General features: G+C 65.0%; 15 protein-coding genes. 3 read left to right on the forward strand and 12 right to left on the reverse strand.

Annotation, left to right across the window (positions count from 1 at the left end):
• The first annotated feature begins 113 nt into the window (after positions 1-113).
• Positions 114-1,616: an IMP dehydrogenase gene (gene guaB / locus ASD80_RS03615; RefSeq protein ID WP_056229108.1), complete on the forward strand. Its 1,503-nt coding sequence runs from the start codon at positions 114-116 to the stop codon at positions 1,614-1,616.
• A gap of 182 nt (positions 1,617-1,798) precedes the next feature.
• Here guaB and der read toward each other — a convergent pair whose 3' ends face one another.
• From der to ASD80_RS03650, 7 genes are all read right to left on the reverse strand, one after another.
• On the reverse strand, positions 1,799-3,250 hold the full coding sequence (gene der / locus ASD80_RS03620; protein WP_056229111.1) for a ribosome biogenesis GTPase Der: 1,452 nt from the start codon (positions 3,248-3,250) through the stop codon (positions 1,799-1,801).
• Positions 3,251-3,290: 40 nt separating this feature from the next.
• Positions 3,291-4,067, reverse strand: coding sequence for a tetratricopeptide repeat protein (locus ASD80_RS03625; RefSeq protein ID WP_056229114.1), 777 nt, complete (start codon positions 4,065-4,067; stop codon positions 3,291-3,293).
• 84 nt (positions 4,068-4,151) lie between these two features.
• Positions 4,152-4,787 (reverse strand): 2'-5' RNA ligase family protein, encoded by a 636-nt coding sequence (locus ASD80_RS03630; RefSeq protein WP_056229117.1) that lies wholly within the window; start codon positions 4,785-4,787, stop codon positions 4,152-4,154.
• Positions 4,788-4,872: 85 nt separating this feature from the next.
• Positions 4,873-6,444, reverse strand: a complete 1,572-nt coding sequence (gene guaA, locus ASD80_RS03635) for a glutamine-hydrolyzing GMP synthase (RefSeq protein ID WP_056229119.1) — start codon at positions 6,442-6,444, stop codon at positions 4,873-4,875.
• Positions 6,445-6,509: 65 nt separating this feature from the next.
• Positions 6,510-6,995: a TspO/MBR family protein gene (locus ASD80_RS03640; RefSeq protein ID WP_056229121.1), complete on the reverse strand. Its 486-nt coding sequence runs from the start codon at positions 6,993-6,995 to the stop codon at positions 6,510-6,512.
• A 52-nt stretch (positions 6,996-7,047) separates the two neighbouring features.
• On the reverse strand, positions 7,048-8,340 hold the full coding sequence (locus ASD80_RS03645) for an RsmB/NOP family class I SAM-dependent RNA methyltransferase (protein ID WP_056229124.1): 1,293 nt from the start codon (positions 8,338-8,340) through the stop codon (positions 7,048-7,050).
• A 1-nt stretch (position 8,341) separates the two neighbouring features.
• Positions 8,342-8,779 carry an MAPEG family protein gene (locus tag ASD80_RS03650; protein ID WP_056229126.1) on the reverse strand — a complete coding sequence of 146 codons (438 nt, stop codon included), beginning with the start codon at positions 8,777-8,779 and terminating at the stop codon, positions 8,342-8,344.
• Between the two features lie 198 nt (positions 8,780-8,977).
• Between ASD80_RS03650 and ASD80_RS03655 the strand changes: the two genes are divergently transcribed.
• Positions 8,978-10,240 (forward strand): hemolysin family protein, encoded by a 1,263-nt coding sequence (locus ASD80_RS03655; RefSeq protein ID WP_056229164.1) that lies wholly within the window; start codon positions 8,978-8,980, stop codon positions 10,238-10,240.
• Between the two features lie 142 nt (positions 10,241-10,382).
• On the opposite strand, the gene ASD80_RS03660 is transcribed toward ASD80_RS03655, so the two are convergent.
• The 4 genes from ASD80_RS03660 to ASD80_RS03675 form a co-directional block, all read right to left on the reverse strand.
• A complete protein-coding gene (locus tag ASD80_RS03660) occupies positions 10,383-10,973 on the reverse strand; it encodes a GNAT family N-acetyltransferase (RefSeq protein WP_056229129.1) in 591 nt (196 codons plus the stop codon).
• Entirely contained in the window at positions 10,973-11,704 is a 732-nt protein-coding gene (locus tag ASD80_RS03665; RefSeq protein ID WP_056229130.1) for an SDR family NAD(P)-dependent oxidoreductase, read from the reverse strand. The genes ASD80_RS03660 and ASD80_RS03665 overlap by 1 nt, the downstream gene beginning before the upstream one ends.
• Before the next feature lie 17 nt (positions 11,705-11,721).
• Positions 11,722-13,218 (reverse strand): amidophosphoribosyltransferase, encoded by a 1,497-nt coding sequence (gene purF, locus ASD80_RS03670; protein ID WP_413813358.1) that lies wholly within the window; start codon positions 13,216-13,218, stop codon positions 11,722-11,724.
• Between the two features lie 172 nt (positions 13,219-13,390).
• Positions 13,391-14,011 (reverse strand): CvpA family protein, encoded by a 621-nt coding sequence (locus ASD80_RS03675; protein WP_056229136.1) that lies wholly within the window; start codon positions 14,009-14,011, stop codon positions 13,391-13,393.
• Positions 14,012-14,177: 166 nt separating this feature from the next.
• Between ASD80_RS03675 and ASD80_RS03680 the strand changes: the two genes are divergently transcribed.
• Positions 14,178-14,546 carry a DUF2200 domain-containing protein gene (locus ASD80_RS03680; protein WP_056229139.1) on the forward strand — a complete coding sequence of 123 codons (369 nt, stop codon included), beginning with the start codon at positions 14,178-14,180 and terminating at the stop codon, positions 14,544-14,546.
• Here the strand turns inward: ASD80_RS03680 and radA are convergent, their stop codons facing one another.
• Positions 14,547-15,947 carry a DNA repair protein RadA gene (radA, locus tag ASD80_RS03685; RefSeq protein WP_056229141.1) on the reverse strand — a complete coding sequence of 467 codons (1,401 nt, stop codon included), beginning with the start codon at positions 15,945-15,947 and terminating at the stop codon, positions 14,547-14,549.
• Positions 15,948-16,141 lie beyond the last annotated feature (194 nt).

Here is a 16,141-nt window from a genome sequence, read left to right on the forward strand (position 1 = left end):
AAACCGCCAACCCGGTGCTATTGACCCTCGCCAACCTGAGCCCGCGAGTCCTTTTCGCCTCGGCTCGTACTCCAACATTTCTGATTGTATCAGAAGGCAGGAAAGGTCTGGCCTTGGCGAAGATTATTACTACCGCAACCGGCGACTACGCGCTGACTTTCGACGACGTGTTGCTGCAGCCGGCACGCTCCGATGTCCTGCCCACCGAAACCGACATTTCTACCTATGTTACCAAGGATATAGCGCTTAATCTTCCCATCCTGAGTTCGGCCATGGATACCGTCACCGAGAGCGCCATGGCCATCGCCATGGCCCAGGCGGGTGGGCTGGGCGTCATCCACAAGAACCTCACCGCCGCCGAGCAGGCCGAGCAGGTGCGCCAGGTCAAGAGCTTCGAGTCGGGCATGGTGGTGAACCCCATCACCATCGGTCCCGACGCCACCCTGGCCGATGCGCTGGCGCTGATGCAGGCCAACCGCATTTCCGGCATCCCGGTGGTGGAAAATGGCGGCACCGGCGGCCGCGCCATCGGCAAGCTGGTCGGCATCCTCACCAACCGCGATGTGCGCTTCGCCTCCCATCCGGCCCAGCCGATCCGCGAATTGATGACCCATGAAAACCTGGTCACCGTGCGCGACGGCGTCAGCAAGGATGAAGCCAAGGTGCTGCTGCACAAGCATCGCATCGAAAAGCTGCTGGTCATCGACGCCGATGGCCGCTGCACGGGCCTGATCACCGTCAAGGATATCGAAAAGGCCCAGCTCAATCCCAACGCCGTCAAGGATGCCCAGGGGCGCCTCCGCGTCGCTGCCGCCTCCACTGTCGGCGATCAGGGTTTCGAGCGCTCGCTGGCCCTGATCGATGCCGGCGTCGACCTCCTGGTCATCGATACCGCCCATGGCCATTCCGTGCGCGTTGCCGAGGCTGTCGAGCGCGTCAAGCGCGAGAGCAATTCCACCCGTATCGTGGCCGGCAATGTCGCCACTGCCGAAGCCACCCGCGCGCTGATCGACGCAGGCGCCGACTCGGTCAAGGTCGGCATCGGCCCCGGCTCCATCTGCACCACCCGCATCGTCGCTGGCGTCGGCGTTCCCCAGCTCGCAGCCGTCATGGCCTGCGCGGAGGAGGGGGCTCGCCAGGGCGTTCCCGTCATCGCCGATGGCGGTATCAAATTCTCCGGCGACATGGCCAAGGCCCTGGCCGGCGGCGCCTCCTGCGTCATGGTCGGTTCGCTCCTGGCCGGCACCGACGAAAGCCCTGGCGAGGTCTATCTCTACCAGGGCCGCTCCTACAAATCCTATCGCGGCATGGGCTCGGTCGGCGCCATGGGAAGCGGCTCCGCCGACCGCTACTTCCAGCAGGATGTGCGCGACCAGATGAAACTGGTCCCCGAAGGCATCGAGGGCCAGGTGCCCTATAAGGGCGCCGCCGGCGCTGTGCTGCACCAGCTCGCCGGCGGCCTGCGCGCCTCCATGGGCTATACCGGCGCCCACAACCTGAGGGATTTCCGCGAAAACTCCGTATTCGTGAAGATTTCCGGCGCCGCCCTGAGTGAAAGCCATGTCCACGACGTGACGATCACGCGCGAAGCCCCCAACTACCGCAGCGGGCGGTAAGTCCAAACTGAGCTGCCCCACCCACGATGTCACCCCGGCCTTGAGCCGGGGCCCATCCCGAGATTTGCCCGCCGCCGCAAGGTGGATCGTGTTTCTTCAGAACGTCGGCTCAAGGCCGGGATGACACCGAGTGCGGGAACGCCCAGATAAACAAAACCCGCGGCTCCCACCGCGGGCTCTTTTCACCCGATCTTCCGCTTGCCCTTGTCGTTATAGGGGTTCTCACTGCCCCCGCGCACCCACAGGCGGATCGGCGTGCCCTTGATGTTGAACGCCTCCCGCAGCCCGTTGATCAGGTAGCGCTGATAGGCCATCGGCAGCACGTCCGGCCGCGAGGCGAACAGGATGAAGCTCGGTGGCCGCGTCTTGGCCTGCGTCATGTAGCGCAGCTTCAGCCGGCGCCCGGAAACGGCCGGCGGAGGATGCCCTTCGACCATGCCGGCCAGCCAGCGATTGAGCCGCGCCGTCGACACATGCGAATTCCAGCTTCGCTCGATGGCGAAGACGGCATCCATCAGCTTGTCGATATTCTTGCCCGTCAAGCCCGACAGCGTCACCAGCGGCACGCCGCGCAACTGCGGCAGCAGCCGGTCGCATTCCTCGCGCAGCATCTTGAGATGCTCGTTCTTGTCCTCGATCAGGTCCCACTTGTTGACCGCGATGACCAGCGCACGGCCCTCGCGCTCGACCAGGTCGGCCAGCGCCAGGTCCTGCTTTTCGAAGGGAATCGTCGCGTCGAGCATCAGCACCACGACTTCGGCATACTGGATCGAGCGCAGGCTATCGCCCACCGCCAGCTTTTCCAGCTTCTCGGTGACGCGCGAGCGGCGGCGGATGCCGGCGGTATCGACCAGGTTGATCACCCGGCCTTCCCACTCCCACGGCACCAGGATGCTGTCGCGGGTAATACCGGCTTCCGGCCCCACCAGCACGCGCTCCTCGCCCACCATGCGGTTGATCAGCGTCGACTTGCCGGCATTGGGTCGGCCCACAATGGCGACGTTGAGGTAGCGCTTGGGGTTCCAGCGCAGGGTCGCCTCGTCGCCTTCGCCCTCGAGCATATCCTCGGTGATGTCGATATCGGTCTCGGGCATCTCGTCGAGATCGCCGACCTCGATCGCCGCGCTCTCGGCATTCTTCCGGTCGATCGTCGCCGAGACGATGGAGTAGAGTTCCGACAGCCCCAGCCCATGCTCGGCGGACAGCGCGATGGCCTCGCCGAAGCCGAGCTTGAAGGCTTCCACCAGCCCGGCCTCGGCCGCGCCGCTCTCGGCCTTGTTGCCGACCAGATGCACGTCCTTGCCGGCCTTGCGCAAAACCTGCGCGAAGCGCTGGTCCAGCGGCACCACGCCGGCGCGGGCGTCGATCATGAACAGGATGACGTCGGCTTCCTTGATCGCCAGCTCGGTCTGCTGGCGCATCCGGTCTTCCAGGCTCCCGTCGGTCACGTCCTCGTAGCCGGCAGTGTCGAGAATGCGGAACGTCAGGTCGGCGATGCGGCCCTCGGCCTCGCGCCGGTCGCGCGTAACGCCCGGCGTATCGTCGACCAGCGCGATCTTGCGCCCGACCAGGCGGTTGAACAGCGTGGATTTGCCGACATTCGGACGACCGACAATGGCAACGGTGACGGTCATATTATGCGTGTTCCGATCCGGCGTCAGGCGTAGGCGGCCGCTACTGCGCGGCCGGCTCGGCCTCGGTGGTGGCAGCGGGAGCGTCGGCCGCCGGCGCTTCATCGCTGACGATCTCGTCGATGGCGGTGGCGGCGGCATCGGCAGTCGCCGGCTCTGCCGCAATGGCGCCCTGCGACAGCAACTGGGCCAGGTAATAGCCCATGCGGTTGCGCACATTGCTCTGCGCCATCGGGTCGTTGACCACGGCCTCAAAGCTTGCCTGCGCGGCGGCAAAATCGCCAGCCTTGTATTGCGCCAGCCCCAGCGCTTCGCGCGCGGCGTTGCGCAGCGGGCTGCCTTCGGCCGCAATGCTGCCGACGCGCGATTCCACATCGGCCACCGTGCCGGCATCCACCATCAGCGTGGCGCCCAGCACCAGCGCCAGTTCGCGCAGGCGCGGGTTCGATTGGGTATTGGCCAGTTCGTCATAGGCGGCCACGGCCCCCGCGGCATCGCCCTGGCGGGCCAGCACGCCGGCCTTGCGGAACTGCGCCAGCACCGGATAGCTGCCGCTGCCATTGACCGACAGCGCCGTGAGCTGGTTCTGCGCCGATGCCAGGTCGCCGCCATCGATGGCGTCGAACGCGGCATAGAGTTCGTCCGACGACTGCGCGGCATTGTTGGCGTGATACCAGGTCCAGCCTTCGTTGACGGCGACGATCGCCACCACGCCGACGGCCGCGCCGATCACATAGGGGGCGAAACGCCGCCACAGGGCGCGCATGCGATCGCTGCGCAACTCCTCGTCGACTTCGCGGAAAATATTGTCCTGGGACATGGCCTGCCTAAGGTCATCACTGCAATTGCGCGCACGTTTAGCATGCTGCCGGGGGAAAGCAAATGCGGGCAGGACCCGCCATGGTCAGGCTCCGCCGTGCCGGCCCAGCGACCACTCGGCCAGATAGTCCGGCCGCCGCGTTCCCGGCACTGTATGCACCAGCCAGAATGATCGCACCGGCCAGCGATAGGCCCGGCGCAACGGCCGCTCCGGCACCCGTTCGGGCCCGTACCAGATTGTCAGATGCGGCACCATCGCGCGTGGCCCGACCCGCAAGCCGCGCCGCTGCATCTCCGCACGGATATCGCCATACAGCGCCAGCAGATCCCGCCCGCCATTCGAGCAACTCAGCACAGTCGGATATTGCGCCCGTCCACCCGTTTTTGGTCGTTGGCCGGCAAAGGTCAGCACCGTATCGAATGCCAGCTCAAATCCCGGTCGCCGGATGGCCTCGCCGACGGACAGCGCTTCATCCAGCAAATCCTCGCCGATTTCCCGCCCGCGTTGCACCATATGCAGCGACACATGCTGCCGCTCCGCCCGCACCACATTGCGCAGACCAAACCGCCGCCCGAGCAGCGCCGCCCCGCGCTCGATCTCCTGAGCTACTGCAGGCGGCGGCAACAGCGTAAAGTAATACCGATGCTCCAGCGCCCTCGCTTGCGCTACAGCCGGCGAGCCACCAAAAAGCTCGAATTGCATCTCCATGGCATAGCTCATTGTTCCCTGTTTGTTCTTTGGTAGAACAGCGCACCACATCGGTCAATCCGCCGTCGCATTGACCTGTGGATGACTGGCTAGGCCGTCATTCCCACTCGATCGTGCCCGGCGGCTTGCTGGTCACGTCATAGACCACCCGGTTGATGCCGCGCACTTCGTTGATGATGCGGGTGGCCGTCTTGCCGAGGAAGTTCATGTCGAACTGGTAGAAATCCGCCGTCATGCCGTCGACCGAGGTCACGGCCCGCAGCGCGCAGACGAATTCATAGGTCCGCCCGTCGCCCATCACACCCACTGTCTGCACCGGCAGCAGCACGGCGAAAGCCTGCCAGATCTTGTCATACTGGCCCGACTTGCGGATTTCATCGAGATAGATGGCGTCGGCCTGGCGCAGGATATCCAGCTTCTCCGGCGTGATCCCGCCCGGACAGCGAATGGCGAGGCCCGGACCGGGGAAGGGATGCCGGCCGATGAAGCTCTCGGGCAGGCCCAGTTCGCGCCCCAGCACGCGCACTTCGTCCTTGAACAGCTCGCGCAGCGGCTCCACCAGTTGCATATTCATGCGCTCAGGCAGCCCACCCACATTGTGGTGGCTCTTGATCGTCACCGAAGGACCGCCGGTGAAGGACACCGATTCGATCACGTCCGGATAAAGCGTGCCCTGCGCCAGGAACTGCGCCCCGCCCAGCTTCTTCGCCTCTTCCTCGAAGGTCTCGATGAACAGCCGGCCGATGATCTTGCGCTTGGTCTCGGGGTCCGACTGGCCATCCAGTTCCCGCAAAAACACCTTGGACGCATCCACATGCACCAGCGGAATGTTGTACTGGTCGCGGAACATGGTCACGACCTGCTCGCTCTCGTTGAGCCGCATCAGCCCGTGATCGACATAGATGCAAGTGAGCTGATCGCCGATCGCCTCGTGGATCAGAACGGCAGCAACCGAGGAATCCACCCCGCCCGACAGCCCGCAGATCACCCTGCCGGACCCGACCTGGGCGCGGATTTTCTCGATCATTTTGCTGCGATAGGCAGCCATGTTCCAGTCGGACTCGAGCCCGACGATCCTGTGCACGAAATTGGCGAGCAGCTTGCCGCCATCGGGTGTGTGAACCACCTCGGGATGGAACATGGTGGTGTAGCGTTTGCGCGCTTCGTCCGTGGCGATGGCAAAGGGCGCGTTGGGCGAGGTGCCGACGACCTTGAAGCCGTCGGGCAATTCGGTGACGCGATCGCCGTGGCTCATCCACACCGGATAGCGCCCGCCGACCTCCCAGATGCCCTCGTAGAGCGCGCTGGGTTCGAGGATTTCGACATCCGCCCGGCCGAATTCGCGGTGGTGCCCGCCTTCGACCGTGCCGCCCAATTGCAGGCAGAATGTCTGCTGGCCATAGCAGATCGCCAGGATCGGCAGGCCGGAATCGATGATTTCCTGCGGCGCCCGCGGGCTGCCCGCTTCGGTGACCGAGGCCGGCCCGCCGGAGAGGATCACCCCCCTGGGCTGCATCGCGGCAAAAGCGGCAGCCGACTTATTGAACGGGTGGACTTCGCAATAGACGCCGGTCTCGCGAATACGGCGCGCGATCAGCTGTGTGACTTGCGAACCGAAGTCGACGATGAGGATCGATTGCGGGCGGTCGGGCGTGTCTGTGCTGTGCATGGCGAGCCATTATCGCCACGCCGCAGATTCCGCAAGCACCTCCCGCGCAGGCGAGGTCTGCGGCATCAGTTCAGCACCGCGATGGAGAGGTTGAGCAGGCTCGCGAAACCCACCCACACCAGGTAGGGCACGAACAGCCATGCCGCGGCCGGGTCGAGCTTGCGCCCCGAGACGATGAACCCCACGATCAGCGCCAGTATGGCGACGATGACGGCGAAGGCCGGCCACAGCATCTGCCCGATGAACCAGATCGGCGACCAGGCCCAGTTGAGCGCCATCTGCGCGAACCAGATTTTCATCGGCCCGCTGCCGGCGTCGATCATCCAGATGCGCCAGCCGGCCACCGCGATCATCACATAAAGCGCGAACCAGACCGGCCCGAAGACCCAGTTGGGCGGGTTGAACGGCGGCTTGGCCAACCCCTCATACCAGGCGCCGGGCACCGATTGCGTGCCGATCAGCGCCCCCACGCCGATGACCACGACGAGGAAGACCCCCAGCGTCAGCCAGGGGCGGGGGGTCTTGTAGTCGGCGAGGGAGGGAACGGTCATGGATCAGGCTCAAACGGGGCTATCCTCCCCAACGCGCGAACGCGAAGACGGTTCACTTCGTCCGCCGCAACGCATTGAAATAAAACCCGTCCGTTCCGGTCAGCCGTGGCGTCAGCGCAATCCCGCCTTGGCCGGTCGCCAGACCCGCGGGCAGGGCGGTGCCAAAAGCCGCCGCCCACATGTCCTCGGGCGCCAGTGAGGCGAAGCCGGGATTGGCGGCGAGAAAGCCTGCGATTTGCTCGTCGTTTTCTTCCGGCAGGGTCGAACAGGTGATGTAGACCAGTGTGCCACCGGGCTTGAGGTAAAGCTGCCCCTCGGCCAGGATCGCTGCCTGTTCGTCCACGCGCTGGCTCAGCAGTTCCGGCGTCAACTTCCACTTGGTGTCCGGCCGCCGCCGCCACGTCCCCGTGCCGGTGCAGGGCGCGTCGATCACCACGCGATCCATCTTCCCCACCAGATCGTCCAGCGCGCCCGGCTGCGGCGCCCGCACCTGCACGTTGCGCGCGCCATTGCGCTTCAACCGGTCATAGATCGGCGCCAGCCGGTTGCGGTCGCTGTCATAGGCAAAGATTTGCCCCTTGTTCATCATCGCTGCCGCAAGCGCCAGCGTCTTGCCGCCAGCCCCGGCGCACAGGTCGAGCACCTGTTCGCCCGGCTGCGCGCCTGCCAGTGCCGCCACGATCTGGCTGCCCTGGTCCTGCACTTCGAACCAGCCCTTGAGATAGCCTTCGTCGGTGGTGACGTTCGGCGTCCGCGCATCGCGCGGTCCCGCCTTCATGGTCACGCCGACAGGCGAAATCGCCGTCTCCGCTGGCGCGAACCGCGCCAGCGACTTCATCACCCGCTCGCGGGTGGATTTGAGAGTATTGGTGCGCAGGTCCAGCGACGGCCGCCCGGCCATGTCCTGCCCTTCGGCAATCCAGTTGTCGCCAAAGCCGCGCTCCAGCGACGGCGCCAGCCATTCAGGCACATCCGCCAGCACCCAGCCTGGCACATCATCGCCCAGTTGACCAACGGCGCGCGCCATTTCATCGTCGCTCAGCGGTTCGGGCGCATGATTATCCCCGGCAAAGCTCTCGTTCAGCGCCGCCGGATCTTCGCCCCAGTCGCGCACGGCAACGGCCAGCACCAGCGCCCTCGGCGTATCGCTGCCCATCAGCGCCGCATGCGAGGCCCGCCGCCGCAACGCGTCATAGACCAGGTTGCCGATGGCGGCGCGATCGCCTGCCCCGGCAAAGCGGTTGTTGAGCCCCCACGCCTTCAGCGCCTCCGACACCGGCCGCTTGCGCGTTTCGACATCGGTGAGCACGGCAATGGCAGCGGAGAGGCGGCCCGGAAGGCGCATTTCAGATACTCGGAGCTAGGATGGTCAGTCGCAATACGAGCCATAGCCACAGAAGCCCCAGCACCACAAGGCCCGCCGTATAGATCGCGAACCGCCGATAGACCCGGTTGGTGGTCACGTGCACTGCGGCGTGGCCATAGCGCAAAGCCACGAACAGCCAGGCCAGTACCAGCTCGATCCAGCCTGCGGCGCCGCTCCACAGCAGCAACAGCGCCGCCACATAGAACAACACCGGCAATTGGAACTGGCTGTCGAAATTGTTTGACAGCAGTCGCGCGCGCAGCGGGTAACCCTGACGCTCAACTGCGATATCCTTGACCGCGATTTCGCCACGCGCCACCCGTGGCACACGTTCGAAGCCCATCCATACCAGGATGCCGAACGTCAGCAGCACCTGGGCGGCAACGGCAAGGATCAGCAGCTTGTCGACCAGCGTCATGGTGGGTTCTCCCTATCGGAAGAGACTACGAGTCTCACGCCGGATTGGTTGCGGCCATGGCCAAACGCGGCAATCCCGCGACATATTTTCCATGCCCATGGTGCAAGCCGGCCTTTTGGCCCTATATTGCGCCGGTCAAAGCGACCCGATGCTGAGAGCGGGGCCGCATTCAATGAAAAGACCTTGTTCGCAGAAATACTGATCGTCGTCGTCCTGACCATCATCAACGGCCTGTTGGCGATGTCGGAACTGGCAGTCGTTTCCGCCCGCCCCGCCCGCCTCCGCGCCATGGCCGATCAGGGCAATAAAGGCGCCGCCACCGCCATCCAGCTTGCCGATGACCCCGGCAAGTTCCTGTCCTCGGTGCAGATCGGCATCACCCTTGTCGGCATTCTGTCCGGCGCCTTTTCCGGCGCCACGCTCGGCCTGCGCCTCACCGTCTGGCTCGAATCGATCGGCATTGCCGACAATGTCGCCGACGTGCTCGGCGTCGGCGTCGTCGTCGTGCTCATCACTTATATTTCGCTGATCATCGGCGAACTGGTGCCCAAGCAGATCGCTCTGCGCGATGCCGAAGGCGTCGCCGCGCGCGTCGCCCCCGCCATGAAGCTGCTGGCCGCCATCGGCTCGCCCGTCGTCTGGATTCTCGACATTTCCGGCAAACTCGTCCTGCACCTGCTGGGGCAGGGCGGCGAGTCTGAGGAAAAGGTCACCGAGGAGGAGGTCAAGACCATCATTGCCGAGGCCACCACGGCCGGCGTGATCGAAAGTGACGAGCATTCGATGATCTCGGGCGTCATGCGCCTGGCCGATCGCTCGGCCCGTGGCCTGATGACGCCACGCCTCGATGTCGACGTGGTCGACCTGTCCGACGATGGTGACGAAATCCGCCGCACCATCCTCGATACCCACCGCTCGCGGCTGCTGGTGCAGGATGGCGACGCCGACTCGATCATCGGCGTGGTGGCGATCAAGGATATCATCGGTGTCTTCGCCAACGGCCAGCCGCTCGATATCCGCAAGTTCGTGCAGCCCGTGCCCGTGGTGATGGATCACGCCGATGCGCTGGACGTGGTCCGCGCCATCAGAAATTCCACCGTCCACATGGCGCTTGTCGTCGACGAATACGGCCATTTCGAAGGCATCGTCACCTCGGGCGACATTCTCGAAGTCATTACCGGCGTGTTCCAGGAAGAAACCGGTGACGACCCGGCTTTGGTCAAGCGCGACGATGGTTCCTGGCTGGTGGCCGGCTGGATGCCCGTCGACGAATTCGGTGACAAGCTCAAGCTCGCCATTCCCCGCGACGCCAAATACGAAACGGTGGCCGGCTATGTCCTCTCCATCATCAATCGCCTGCCGGGCGTTGGCGAAACCTTCGAGCACAATGGCTGGAAATTCGAGATCATGGACCTCGACGGCCGCCGCATCGACAAGGTGCTGATGACAAAGCTGGAATAGGGCCTCTTCACCTCTCCCTTGGGGGAGAGGTCGGCGCGTAGCGCCGGGTGAGGGGGCCTTTACTGGGTGCGGTGCTTGGGGAAGGCCCCCTCACCCGACCCGAAGACGGGTCGACCTCTCCCCCAAGGGAGAGGTGAGAAGCCTACAACGTCATCCCGAACCAGACCGCCCCTTGCGTCCGCAGTGGCGTAAACCCGCTGCGCGTCCAGAAGGCGATGCCGCCGGCATTGCTCGGGCTGGCTCCGAGGTGAATCCCGCTCACCCCGGCCGCCCGCGCCTGCTCCACCCACAGCTGCAGCAGCCCCGTGCCCACGCGCTGCCCACGCAGCCGTGGCAGCAGGTTCATGTGGATATGCGCCGGATATTGCGCCACGATGTCGGCCGGATTGTCCCCCGGCCGGTTCATGGATGCCACGCGCTCCCGGTCAGCCGGCGTCAGCCCGGTGGCCTGCGCATAGTACTGGCGCAAAGCCGGCCACCATTCCCGCTCCAGCCGGGCGCCGAAGGCTGCGGTGTCATAGGTGCCGACCACATAGCCCGCCACGCCCTCGGCGTCCTCGGCCACGAACACATTGGCCGGCTCCAGCACGCCATAGGGCGCCGCATAGATATGGCCCACCGCCTTGCGGTCATTATGCAGGGGCGAGGCATCCGCGCCGGCATCGCCGGTGGCGAGGCAAATCTCGTAGAGCGCATCGAGATCGTCGGCCCGATAGGCCCGCAGCGCGACCATCAGATATCCTCGAAGGCGCCGGTCTCGACGTTGAACAGCCTGCCGCTTTCCTTGACCGCCGGGCTGATCAGGTCGATCAGTTGCGGGGCGATGTCGGACGGCTTGGGCAGCGTCTCCGGGTTTTCACCCGGCATCGCCTTGGCGCGCATCGCCGTGCGCACCGCGCCGGGATAGAACACGTTGACCTTGACCTTGGTCTGCGCCACCTCGCCGGCATAGGATTTGGCCATGGCGTCCACCGCCGCCTTGCTGGCGGCATAGAGCCCCCAGAACGGCCGCGCCGAACGCGCCGACGACGACGACACGAACACCGCGCGGCCCGCCGTCGATTGCCGCAGCAGCAGGTCGGTGGCGCGCAGCAGGCGATAGTTGGCCGTCACGTTGACCGCCATCACCTTCTCGAAATCCTCGGGCTTTACATGGGGCAGCGGGCTCAGCACGCCCAGTTGCCCCGCATTGGCGACGAGACCGTCCAGCGCGCCCCAGCGCTCGAAGATGGCCGCGCCCAGCCGGTCGATGGCATCGCCGTCGCGCAAATCCAGCGGCACCAGCGTCGCCGCCGATCCCAGGTCCTGGATTTCGTCGTCGAGTTCCTCGAGCCCACCCACCGTGCGGGCCACCGCCACCACATGGGCGCCGCGCTTTGCCGCCTCGATGGCCGACGCGTAGCCGAGGCCCCGCGAAGCGCCGGTGACGAGGACGACCTTGCCGGCCAGATCCTGACCCGTCATATCCTGATTTCCAGCCATTAACCGGCCTCTTTGAGCAGGGAAACTTGTTTCGGCTCGCTCTTGGCGCGCCCATTGAGATCGGTCAACTGCGTCGGATAGTCGCCCGTGAAATAGTGGTCCGTGAATTGCGGCGCCGCATTGTTGCGCTTCTCCCCACCCACCGCCTCATAGAGCCCGTCGATGCTGAGGAATTCCAGCGAGTCGGCACCGATGAACTTGCACATCGATTCCAGGCTCTTGTGCTGGTTGGCCAGCAGCTTTTCCGGGTCCGGCGTGTCGATGCCGTAATAGTCCGAATAATAGATCATCGGGCTGGCGACGCGGATATGCACCTCGGTCGCCCCGGCGTCGCGCATCATCTGCACGATCTTGACCGATGTCGTGCCCCGCACGATGGAATCGTCGATCAGCACCACGCGCTTACCGGCGATTTCGGCCCGGTTGGCCGAATGCTTGAGCTTGACGCCGAAGGCGCGGATCGACTGCGTCGGTTCGATGAAGGTGCGGCCCACATAGTGGTTGCGGATAATGCCCAGCTCGAAGGGAATACCGCTCTGCTGTGCATAGCCGATCGCCGCCGGCGTGCCGCCATCGGGCACCGGCACCACCACATCGGCGTCCACAGGCGCTTCCTTGGCCAGGTTCATCCCCATGCGCTTGCGGGCCGAATAGACGCTGCGGCCGGACACCACGGAATCGGGGCGGGCGAAATAGACATATTCGAACAGGCATGGCCGTTCCGGCGTCGGCCGCGCCGGCTTGCGCGCCTCGATGCTGATCGAGCCATCCGGCTGGATTTCGCAGATCACCACCTCGCCGTTCTCGACATCGCGGATATATTTGGCGCCGATCATGTCGAGCGCGCAGGTCTCCGAGCAGAAGATCGGCTTGCCGTCCAGTTCCCCCATCACCAGCGGGCGAATGCCGATGGGGTCGCGCGCCGCGATCAGCTTGGTGCGGGTCATGGCCAGCATGGCATACCCCCCCTCCATCTGGCGGATCGCGTCGATGAAGCGGTCGGTCGAGGAGGAATGGCGAGAGCGCGCCACCAGATGCAGCACCACTTCGGTATCGGAGGTCGACTGGCAGATCGCGCCGGTAGCGATGATCTGCCGGCGCAGCGTCAGCCCATTGGTGAAATTGCCGTTATGGGCAATGGCGATGCCGCCATCCTCCAGTTCGGCAAACAGCGGCTGCACATTGCGGAGCGCCACTTCACCGGTGGTCGAATAGCGCGTATGGCCCATCGCCATCGAACCGGGGAGCTTCGCCAGCAAAGCCGGGTCGGTATAGTGGTCGCCCACCAGCCCCATGCGCTTCTCGGTGAAGAACTGCTTGCCGTCGAAGCTGACGATGCCGGCCGCTTCCTGTCCGCGATGCTGCAGCGCATGCAGCCCCAGCGCCGTCAGGGTCGCGGCGTCGCTATGCCCCAAAATGCCAAACACGCCGCACTCTTCATGCAGCGTGTCGCCTTCAAGTTCATCGAGAAAAGAGTCATCGCTCGGATGGTTCACCGGGCTCTCCATGCCAATGCTGCCTCAACCGCAAGCCAGAATGCGTGTCGCCAATGGCGACAGGGCCAGGGGATGAGTGGTTGCCACCCCATAGCCCATTTTGCGTCTACCGACCAATGCCTCGAAAGACGGTCAGGGTTGTGGCAAGCGCGCCGCGCTCACCGGATTATGATCAGGTCTGCGTCGCAGGCACCGCGGCCGGCGGCGCCACCGTGCCGTCTTCGGTCGCGTCCGTGCCCTCGTCGAGCGGAATGGCGGGCGATTCGGAATCGTCGGTCAGCCCGGTGCCACCCTGCAGCATGTCGGTCACCTGCTGTTCCAGGCCCTCCGGCAGCAGCGAGATCAGCGTCTGCCCCATGCTTTGCAGATGCGGCAGCGCCTGCGACTCCGCCGCCCAGCTCGGCAGCTTGTCGGCCATCAGCCAGGTGCCAAAAATGGTGATGACAATGGCGATCAGCACGCCGCGTAGCACGCCGAACACGAAGCCCAGCGTCCGGTCGATCGGCCCGATGCGGCTATCGACCACGAAATCGGCGATGCGCATGGTCAAAAGATGCAGCACGATCAGCGCCACGATGAAGGTCACGACCACGGTGGCGACCTGCGCCACGATCGGCTCGGCAATGTACTGCTCGGCAATGTCCTTGTGGTACAGCATCATGTAGATCGCGACGGCCGCCGAGCCGGCCCATGTCGCCAGCGACAGCACTTCGCGCGTCAAACCGCGCGCGGTGGCGAGAATCGCCGAAATCAGCACCAGAACACCAACACCAACGTCGAACGCAGTCAGCATATGTCTTTCACCTGGCTCCAGTTGCCGCCCCGGCTTGTCGGGCTTCGTTTAGCCGCTTTGTGGCGGGATGCCAAGGGCAGCGGGCCCGGCTGGAGCCAATCTCCAAAAAAACTGTTAACCTGCCGGCGCCGCACCCGCGCGGTAGAGCACAGGCAATGGAGTCGTCATGAACAGCAAGAACAATCAGCGCGTTTATGCCATGAGCGTCGCCAGCGTCTATCGCCTCTACCTCGCAAAGGTAGAGCGCAAGGGCCGCACCAAGGACGAGGTCGACGAAGTCATCCGCTGGCTGACCGGCCATAGCCAGGAATCGCTGGAGCGCGAGCTGGCCAACCAGACCACCTTCGAGACCTTTTTCACCCAGGCGCATCTCAATCCCGACCGCGCGCTCATCACCGGCTCGGTCTGCGGCGTCAAGCTGGCCGAGATCGAGGAGCCCCTGATGAAGGAAATCCGCTACCTCGACAAACTGGTGGATGAACTCGCCAAGGGCCGCCCCATGTCCAAGATCCTGCGGCAGCCGGTCAGCGCCTGACTACCACTCCTCGCGTTCCGGTTCGCGCGGCTTGCCCGCTGCGGCGATGCGGCCCACCAGTTCGGACAAAGCCGAAAATTCCGACACCACAAGCCCCGAGGCCCGGTCTGCCGTGCCCAGCCGTCCGGTCGAGACCGACTTGAACCCCAGCTTCTGCGCCTCGCGCAACCGCAGCGAGCCATGCGCCACCGGCCTGATGCCACCGGCCAGCGAAATCTCGCCGAAATAGACGGCGTCGGTCGGCAGCGGCGAACTGGTGAGCGACGAGATCAGCGCCGCCGCCACGGCCAGGTCCGCCGCCGGTTCGTTGATCTTCAATCCTCCCGCCACATTGAGATAGATGTCATTGGCCCCGATCCGCACCCCGCAGCGCGTTTCCAGCACCGCCAGCACCATCGAGAGGCGCGAGCTATCCCAACCCACCACGGCTCGCCTCGGCGTGCCCAGGGGAGACGGCGCCACCAGCGCCTGGATTTCGATGAGGATCGGCCGCGTACCCTCCATCCCGGCAAACACCGCTGAGCCCGCCGCCCCCTCGTCGCGCTGGTCGAGGAACAAAGCCGAGGGATTGGCCACCTGCTCCAGCCCCAGTTCGGTCATGGCGAAGACGCCGATCTCGTCGGTGGCGCCGTAGCGGTTCTTCACCCCGCGCAGGATGCGGAATGTGTGGCTGGCATCGCCCTCGAAATAGAGCACGGCGTCGACCATGTGCTCGACCACGCGCGGCCCGGCGATCTGCCCGTCCTTGGTCACATGCCCTACCAGCACCACCGCCGCGCCGCTCTTCTTGGCGAATCGCGTCAGCGCCTGCGCCGAGGTACGCACCTGCGTCACGGTGCCCGGCGCAGAATCCACGCGGTCGGTCCACAGCGTCTGGATGGAGTCGATGATGACAAGGTCGGGGGCAGGGCCGTTTTCCAGCGTCGCGAGGATGATCTCCACATTGGTCTCGGCCGCCAGCATCACATTGGCCTCGCCCAGCCCCAGCCTTTGCGCCCTCAAGCGCACCTGCGCCACCGCCTCCTCGCCCGAGACATAGACAACGCGTCTGCCCTGGTTGGCCAAAGCCGCCGCCGATTGCAGCAGCAGCGTCGATTTGCCGATCCCCGGATCGCCGCCCACCAGCAGCGCCGAACCCTTGACGAACCCGCCCCCGGTCACCCGGTCCAGTTCTGCCAGCCCGGTCACCACCCGCGCCGCGCTCTCCGTCTCCCCCGAGAGCGGCACCAGGTTGGTCGGTCGTCCATTGGCCTTGGCCGATTTCGGCCCCGCGCCCACGCCACTGTCGGTGATTTCCTCGACGATGGTATTCCACTCGCCACAGGCATCGCACCGCCCCTGCCAGCGCGTGGTCACGGCCCCGCAGGCCTGGCAGACGAAGGAAGAACGGGATTTGGCCAAGGCGGGTCTCTACACTTGCAACGCTGGCGAAAGCCTAGCCGATCTGGCTTTGATGAACAAGAACAAAAAGTGAACTGTTGGATGAACTATCCCACCCGGATCGTCACCCTCGGGCTTGTATCGACGAAATCTGATTAAGATGTCCCGGGAGGCGGTCGCATCCGCGCTCCCGGGCAGACATCGACCGTCCTCGG

Source organism: Devosia sp. Root635 (assembly GCF_001427605.1).
Taxonomy (GTDB): Bacteria; Pseudomonadota; Alphaproteobacteria; order Rhizobiales; family Devosiaceae; genus Devosia.

Bases quoted from the DNA above. Each gene is read 5' to 3' on its own strand.
- der (WP_056229111.1), bottom strand. From the start codon at position 3,250: ATGACCGTCACCGTTGCCATTGTCGGTCGTCCGAATGTCGGCAAATCC.
- ASD80_RS03625 (WP_056229114.1), bottom strand. From the start codon at position 4,067: ATGTCCCAGGACAATATTTTCCGCGAAGTCGACGAGGAGTTGCGCAGC.
- ASD80_RS03630 (WP_056229117.1), bottom strand. From the start codon at position 4,787: ATGAGCTATGCCATGGAGATGCAATTCGAGCTTTTTGGTGGCTCGCCG.
- guaA (WP_056229119.1), bottom strand. From the start codon at position 6,444: ATGCACAGCACAGACACGCCCGACCGCCCGCAATCGATCCTCATCGTC.
- ASD80_RS03640 (WP_056229121.1), bottom strand. From the start codon at position 6,995: ATGACCGTTCCCTCCCTCGCCGACTACAAGACCCCCCGCCCCTGGCTG.
- ASD80_RS03645 (WP_056229124.1), bottom strand. From the start codon at position 8,340: ATGCGCCTTCCGGGCCGCCTCTCCGCTGCCATTGCCGTGCTCACCGAT.
- ASD80_RS03650 (WP_056229126.1), bottom strand. From the start codon at position 8,779: ATGACGCTGGTCGACAAGCTGCTGATCCTTGCCGTTGCCGCCCAGGTG.
- ASD80_RS03660 (WP_056229129.1), bottom strand. From the start codon at position 10,973: ATGGTCGCGCTGCGGGCCTATCGGGCCGACGATCTCGATGCGCTCTAC.
- ASD80_RS03665 (WP_056229130.1), bottom strand. From the start codon at position 11,704: ATGACGGGTCAGGATCTGGCCGGCAAGGTCGTCCTCGTCACCGGCGCT.
- ASD80_RS03675 (WP_056229136.1), bottom strand. From the start codon at position 14,011: ATGCTGACTGCGTTCGACGTTGGTGTTGGTGTTCTGGTGCTGATTTCG.
- ASD80_RS03680 (WP_056229139.1), top strand. From the start codon at position 14,178: ATGAACAGCAAGAACAATCAGCGCGTTTATGCCATGAGCGTCGCCAGC.